We start from the raw sequence: 6,113 nt of genomic DNA, 5'->3' as shown, positions 1-6,113 counted from the left end.
GGCCGAGCCGATTCCCGTACTGCCCGCGGATGCCTTCAAGATGGCGTTCCGCCTCTACCCGGGTGGCGTGTCGCTGATCACGGCCGACGCCGGCGCCGGCCCCGTGGCCCTGACCGCGACGTCGGTGTCATCGGTCAGTGCCGAGCCGCCGCTCATATTGTTCTCTTTGTCCGCCCTGTCCTCCAGCACGCCCACGCTCAAGGAGGCGGAGACGGTCGTCGTTCACCTGCTGAACGCCGACAGTCTCGACCTGGCCCGGCTGGGCGCCACGAGCGGTATCGACAGGTTCGCCGACACGACCCGCTGGGAACGGCTGGCGACGGGTGAACCCGTTTTCACGGAGGCTCCGGTGTGGATCCGCGCCCGCGTCCGCGACCGGATGGAGGTCGGCGGCTCGACGGTGATCGTGGCCGAAGCCCTCGAATCCAGTGTGCAGCCGGAGTCGTTCGACACGCTGGCCTCCAGTGACGGGCTGGTGTACGTCAACCGGACGTGGCACCGCATCGGGACCCACTCCCACATCACCTGAACGCAGCGCCCTTGCTCCCAGTCGGTCAGCGCGCGGAGAGGGCGGCGAACGCCTCGTCCAGGAGTTCCTCCAGGTCGAGGCGGCCGTCGGAGGCGGTCCAGTGGGCGAGGGCGATGTTGCGGCAGTCCAGCGCGGCGGCCGACTTCACCGACAGAGCCAGACTCTCCGGCTGCGCTGCCCGGTGCGCTCGGCGAGGGCCCGCCCCACGGTGGCGTCCCGCCGATGGTGTAGCCGGTCAAGTACGCGGAATGCGGAGGTCATCGCCCGTATCGACGTGGCTGGGAGCCGCCATTGGCGCTGACGGCAGGTCAGCCGCACACGGGGCGGGCGCCGCGTCCCCTGCGGCCGGCCGACGCGCGGCTTACCGGTACGCGTCGAGCAGGGTCGCTTACGCACGAGGCGGGACACGACCTGCCAGGAGGGGCCGCCATCTGAACTGCTGCTCCAGTTGCCGGGCGCGCAGCGCGGGAGTCTCCCGTATGAGCCGGGTCCTCGCCAGCCCGCCCGGGTCCTGGCGGCAGTGGCGGATGGCGGTGTCGATCGCGCCCCGCAGCGCCGTCCAGTCGTCCTCGCCGGCGGGACGGGCGCGTACGGCGTCGGCGACCTGCTCGCCGTGTGCGTCCACCGCACTGAGGACGGCGTCTTCCTCGGTGCCGAAGCAGCGCAGGATGGTGCTGCGCAGGAACAGTCCGAAGGCCACCTGCGACAACCCGGCCCGCACGGCCGCCCGGGCGATGTCGCTCGTTTCAGGAATCGAATGGAGAATCGGAATCATGACCAAGACCCTCGGACTCATCGGCAGCGGGATGATCGGCAGCACCGTCGCCCGGCTCGCCGTCGCGGCTGGTCTGGACGTCGTTCTGAGTAACTCGCGAGGCCCCGAGACCCTCGCCGATCTCGTCGCCGAACTCGGTGACCGCGCCCGGGCGGCGACGCCCGCCGAAGCCGCACAGGCCGGCGACCTGGTGGTGGCGACCATCCCGCTGCACGCCTACGACCAGCTCCCCGCGGGGGCCCTGGCGGGCAAGACAGTGATCGACACGCTGAACTACTACCCGGACCGCGACGGCCGCATCGCCGCACTGGACGCGCGCGAGACGACCTCCAGCGAACTGGTGCAGCGCCATCTGGTCGACTCCCATGTGGTCAAGGGGTTCAACAACATCGGTGCCCGCCAGCTGTTCACCCTCGCCCGCCCCGCCGGCGCCTCCGACCGCAGCGCCCTGCCCATCGCCGGTGACGACGGGGCGGCCAAGGCGCAGGTCGGGCAGCTGCTGGACGCGCTCGGCCACGACGCGGTGGACTTCGGCACGCTCGCCGACAGCTGGCGCAGCGAACCGGGCACCCCCGTCTATGTCATGTCCTACCTCGGTGAGCGGCCCGAGGGCCTGAGCCAGGAGGAGACCTTCCGCTGGATGTTCGAAACGCCTGGCGTCGCGGTGCCCGCCGACCGGGTCCGGGAACTGGTGGACGCGGCCGTACGGGGCGCCGAGAACCTGTCCTTCATGCAGCGGGACTGACGCTCCCTCAAGGGAAGCCGGGGGAATCCACGACGCAGGTCATTTGCTGTCTCCGGGGGCGGGCGGCGGCACGGGACCGCGGCCGGCCCCTCCGGTCGGGCAGGGCACCGAGCCCTCGGCGGTCACGTCCACGTACAGGTGGCCGATGCCTTCCACGGTCAGTTCGACGCGGTCGCCGTCCTCGATCGGGGCGACTCCGGCGGGGGTGCCCGTGGTGACCACGTCACCGGGCTCCAGCACGGTGACGGTGGAGGCGTAGGCGAGGAAGCGCGCCGCCGACCAGATCAGGTCCCGGGTGTTCGCCTTCTGCCGGAGCTCGCCGTTGACGCTCAGCTCCAGGTCCACGTCCTCGGGCGAGCCGAGTTCGTCCGGGGTGACGATCCACGGCCCCAGCGGGGTGAAGGTGTCGAAGGACTTGCGGGTCGAGCGGTCCTCGCCGCCGCGCATGGTGATGTCCATCAGGCCCGTGTAGCCGAAGACGTACCCCAGGGCCTCCTCCGGCGTGACGTGGCTGGCGCGGCGGCCGACGATGAGCGCGAACTCGGCCTCATGGTCGAAGCGCCGGTCCGTGTACGGCAGGCGGACGGTGCCGCCGGGGTCGAGGATCGAGGACGGCGACTTGAGGAAGAAACCGAGCGAACTCACGTGGGATGCCTCGTTCATCTCGGACTGGTGGTCGCGGTAGTTGACCGGGGCCGCGACGATCTTCGTCGGGTCGGCCAGGGGGGCCAGCAGCCTTACGTCCTCCAGCGGCAGGCCCGCGTCCGGGCCCAGCTCCGCGACCAGCTGTTCCAGCATCGGCCGTACGGCGGCGAAGTAGGTGATCAGCAGGCGGGGGAGGCTGGGGAGGCTGTGAGAGGCCTGATACGGCGGCGCGGCGAGCTGAGCGGCGATCTGGTCGGTGACGTCGAGGACACGGCCGTCGACGATCACGCCGATTCGGTCGTCGTTGAAACGGGCGATGCGCATGGGGAACTCCTAAACGGGGGCACTGTGGCAGGGGCAGGGGCAGGGGCAGGGGCAGGGGCAGGGGCAGGGGCAGGGGCAAGGACAAGGGCCGAAGCCGGGGCCGGGGCGGAAGCCGGGGCGGAAGTCGGGGCCGGGGTGGAAGCCGGGGCCGTGCGTCGAGGTCTGGGCCAGGTCGTCGGGGAGAGCGGCAGCACTCAGCCGGCGCCGGCCTCTGTCCGGTACAGGCCCAGGGCCTCCAGGACGGGGGCGTCGCTGACCGAGAACAGCTGCAGCGGCTCGTCCGCGCGGATACGTACGGACGTCCACGACGGGACGGCGATCAGGTCACCGGGAGCCAGGGACTCCACGACGCCGTCCAGTTCGACGGCGCCCGCGCCGCGGAAGACCGCGATCAGCGCCGAGCCGGTGCGGCGCTCGGCAGGAGCCGTGTGCCCGGGCAGATAGCGGTGCATCTCGCACCGCATGGTGGGCATCACGTCCCGCCCGCTGGTGGGGTCGGCGAACCGCACGTGCGCGTGCCCGGTCCGTGCGGCCTCGGAGCCCGGCTCGCCGAGCCGGCCGGTGAGGGCACGGTCGGTGTCCGCCCAGCGGTAGCGCAGCAGCGGGGAGTGCGCGGGGGCGGGTGCCGACGTGCCGCCGGGCAGCAGACCGGGTCCGCCGCCGAACCGGCGCTCGGAGGCGGAGAGTCCGGCGTTCGCCGAGGGAGCCGCACGCCCGTCGCCCGGCTCGAAGAACACCGCGTCCAGCGCCTCGACGAGCGGCAGGTCGAGCGCGTCGAACCACGTCATCGGCAGGTCACCGGGGTTGTGGTGCTCGTGCCAGGTCCAGCTCGGGGTCAGGATCAGGTCCCCGGCGGACATGTGCAGCGGGTCTCCGTCCACCGCGGTCCACACTCCCTCGCCGTCCAGTACGAAGCGCAGTGCGGCCGGGGTGTGGCGGTGCGCGGGCGCGGTCTCACCGGGGCCGAGGTACTGCACGGCGCCCCACAGCGTGGCGGTGGCGTAGGGGGCGCCGCCGAGGCCCGGGTTGCTCAAGGACAGCACCCGGCGGTCGCCGCCCCGGTCGACCGGGACCAGCTCTCCGGCCCGCTCGCCCAGCTCACGCAGCTCCTTGCCGAGCCAGCGGTGGGGCACGGCCCGGACGTTCGGGGTCGGGGTGAGCAGACCGCTGAGTTCCCACAGGGGCTGGAGGTCCTTGTCGGCGATGTCCTCGTACAAGGCGTTCAGTGCCGCGTCATCAGCCGCGTGGAAACGATGTGTGGCCATCTCCGACTTCCTTTCCCGAAGGGTTCGTGTAGTTACTAATTACCGAGGGGGGTGGGCCTGCCGTTCCGCCCCGTTCCGCCCCGTTCCGCCCCGTGCCGGCCCTATGCCTTGCTCAACCGTCCGAGCAGGGCGAGCAGCTCGTCGCGTTCGTCCGCCGTGAGGTCCTGGGTCAGGCGGCGCTGGACTTCCCGGGCCGCGGGCATCACCTCGTACAGCACGTTGAACCCCTTGCTGGTCAGGGTGAGCAGCTTGCGGCGGCCGTCGTGCGGGTCCGGTGTGCGCTGTACCTCACCGCGGGCGGTCAGCCGTTTGACGATCTCTCCGGCCGGTGCCTTGGGCAGAGCCACGCGTTCGGCGAGCGTCGTCTGGTCGATGCCCGGCTCACGGGCGAGCCGGTGGAGCACGCCCTGCTGAGGGGCGGTGAGGCGTGTTCCCACGGCATCCGCCCAGTACCGGGTGTGCCGCTGCTGAGCGACCCGGACCAGGTAGCCGGGGTTGTGCGCGGGGTCGGCGGGCAGCCCGATCAGCACCAGCGCGGGCGTCGTGGGGGTCCAGGCGCCGGGGATGACGCTGGTGACCGTCTGCATCAGGCGGAGGAACCGGCCGGTGTCCTGCGGACCCAGGGCCGCGGTGAGCCGCAACTGCACCTGGGCGACCCACGGGGCGAGGCCCGTGAATACGGCCCTGCCCGTACCGGTGAGCCGCAGCGTGTAGCGGCCGGCGTCGCCGGCGGCGCGCTCGCGGCCGATCAGCCCCGCCTGGTCCATCCGGGCCACGAGGTCGGCGACGGTGGCCTTGTCCAGGCTCAGCCCTTCGCCGAGGGTGCGCTGGTCGATGTCCGGACGCATCCGCAGCCGGTGCAGTACGGCGAACTGCGGTGAGGTGTACCCGCCGGGCACCAACTCCTGCCACAGCCGGTCGTGAACCTGCTGGACCGTGCGCAGCAGACCTCCCACGGCGAAGACCGCTTCGTCCGGCGGGTGGCTCTCGCCGCCCGCGGCAGTCTCGTCCGCGGCAGGGTGGCGGGACGGCCGCCGGGCGAGCGGGGTGGCCGGCCTCGTCGCAGCCCTGCGGGGCATGGCGCCCCTCCTTCCTGCGAGCCGTCGTCGGGAGACGACCGTATCCTGCCGCGGAGCAATAGTTCGTGTCGTTAATACTTTGGTCGACAAGTTGAGACCACGTCAACCCCTGCGCCCCGCTCGTCTGCGCAACGCGCCCTAGCGCGCCACGCGGTAGCGGAGATACACGACCCTTGAGCTGAAGGTGCGGGTCTCGACGAGTTCGAGATCCACCCGGCGCTCGTGCCGGGGAAAGAACGGAATGCCACCGCCGACCAGCACCGGGTGGACCATGGTCCGGTACTCGTCGATCAGACCCGACGCGGCCGCCTCGGCGGCGAGCGTCGCGCCGCCGATCGCGATCTCGCCCTCACCCGGCTCGGCCCGCAACCGCTCGATCTCCTCCGCGAGGCTGCCGGAGGCCAGGCGGGCATTGCCCTGCACGGCCGACAGCGTGGTGGAGAACACCACCTTCGGAAGCGGCTTCCAGAGCGCGGTCCACTCCAACTGGGCGTCGTCGAGCGACGGATCCTGGTCGGCGGTCTCCCAGTACAGCATCGTCTCGTACAGCCGTCGTCCCAGCAGGTGGACGCCGACCTGTCGGATGTCGTCGATCCAGAAGCGAAAGACCTCGTCGTCGGGCACCGTCCAGTCGAAGCGGCCGTCCGGCCCGACGATGTAGCCGTCAAGTGAGACGCCCATCGAATAGGTCACGTTGCGCATCAAAAGCCCTCCTCGGTGACGGGTTCGACATTACGACCGCCGGACGCCG

8 protein-coding genes are annotated in these 6,113 nt (G+C 71.4%); 2 read left to right on the top strand and 6 right to left on the bottom strand.

Going from position 1 to position 6,113, the window contains the following annotated elements; all coding sequences use genetic code 11:
- Nucleotides 1-529 (top strand): flavin reductase family protein (locus tag GFH49_RS08110; protein WP_230396205.1); only part of this gene is annotated, 529 nt, incomplete at its 5' end.
- Between the two features lie 25 nt (nt 530-554).
- Here the strand turns inward: GFH49_RS08110 and GFH49_RS40930 are convergent.
- Nucleotides 555-677: a hypothetical protein gene (locus GFH49_RS40930; RefSeq protein ID WP_268867474.1), complete on the bottom strand. Its 123-nt coding sequence runs from the start codon at nt 675-677 to the stop codon at nt 555-557.
- Nucleotides 678-917: 240 nt separating this feature from the next.
- Entirely contained in the window at nt 918-1,304 is a 387-nt protein-coding gene (locus tag GFH49_RS08100) for a hypothetical protein (RefSeq protein WP_196217893.1), read from the bottom strand.
- Between GFH49_RS08100 and GFH49_RS08095 the strand changes: the two genes are divergently transcribed.
- Nucleotides 1,303-2,049, top strand: a complete 747-nt coding sequence (locus tag GFH49_RS08095) for an NADPH-dependent F420 reductase (RefSeq protein ID WP_155055106.1) — start codon at nt 1,303-1,305, stop codon at nt 2,047-2,049. The two genes, GFH49_RS08100 and GFH49_RS08095, sit on opposite strands and share 2 nt — an antisense overlap.
- Nucleotides 2,050-2,088: 39 nt before the next feature.
- Here GFH49_RS08095 and GFH49_RS08090 read toward each other — a convergent pair whose 3' ends face one another.
- From GFH49_RS08090 to GFH49_RS08075, 4 genes are all read right to left on the bottom strand, one after another.
- Nucleotides 2,089-3,018 (bottom strand): fumarylacetoacetate hydrolase family protein, encoded by a 930-nt coding sequence (locus tag GFH49_RS08090; protein WP_155055105.1) that lies wholly within the window; start codon nt 3,016-3,018, stop codon nt 2,089-2,091.
- Between the two features lie 194 nt (nt 3,019-3,212).
- Complete coding sequence (locus GFH49_RS08085; RefSeq protein WP_155055104.1) at nt 3,213-4,283, bottom strand: cupin domain-containing protein; 1,071 nt, start codon at nt 4,281-4,283, stop codon at nt 3,213-3,215.
- 101 nt (nt 4,284-4,384) lie between these two features.
- A complete protein-coding gene (locus GFH49_RS08080; RefSeq protein WP_155055103.1) occupies nt 4,385-5,362 on the bottom strand; it encodes a MarR family winged helix-turn-helix transcriptional regulator in 978 nt (325 codons plus the stop codon).
- Nucleotides 5,363-5,500: 138 nt separating this feature from the next.
- Nucleotides 5,501-6,064: a dihydrofolate reductase family protein gene (locus GFH49_RS08075; protein ID WP_155055102.1), complete on the bottom strand. Its 564-nt coding sequence runs from the start codon at nt 6,062-6,064 to the stop codon at nt 5,501-5,503.
- Nucleotides 6,065-6,113 lie beyond the last annotated feature (49 nt).

It is taken from the genome of Streptomyces blattellae, assembly GCF_009709555.1.
In the GTDB taxonomy this organism is placed as follows: domain Bacteria; phylum Actinomycetota; class Actinomycetes; order Streptomycetales; family Streptomycetaceae; genus Streptomyces; species Streptomyces blattellae.
The sequence above is the reverse complement of the archived record's forward strand: the minus strand, read 5'-3'. Positions and strand labels throughout refer to the sequence as shown.

Bases quoted from the DNA above. Each gene is read 5' to 3' on its own strand.
- GFH49_RS08100 (WP_196217893.1), bottom strand. From the start codon at position 1,304: ATGATTCCGATTCTCCATTCGATTCCTGAAACGAGCGACATCGCCCGG.
- GFH49_RS08080 (WP_155055103.1), bottom strand. From the start codon at position 5,362: ATGCCCCGCAGGGCTGCGACGAGGCCGGCCACCCCGCTCGCCCGGCGG.
- GFH49_RS08090 (WP_155055105.1), bottom strand. From the start codon at position 3,018: ATGCGCATCGCCCGTTTCAACGACGACCGAATCGGCGTGATCGTCGAC.
- GFH49_RS08075 (WP_155055102.1), bottom strand. From the start codon at position 6,064: ATGCGCAACGTGACCTATTCGATGGGCGTCTCACTTGACGGCTACATC.
- GFH49_RS08085 (WP_155055104.1), bottom strand. From the start codon at position 4,283: ATGGCCACACATCGTTTCCACGCGGCTGATGACGCGGCACTGAACGCC.
- GFH49_RS08095 (WP_155055106.1), top strand. From the start codon at position 1,303: ATGACCAAGACCCTCGGACTCATCGGCAGCGGGATGATCGGCAGCACC.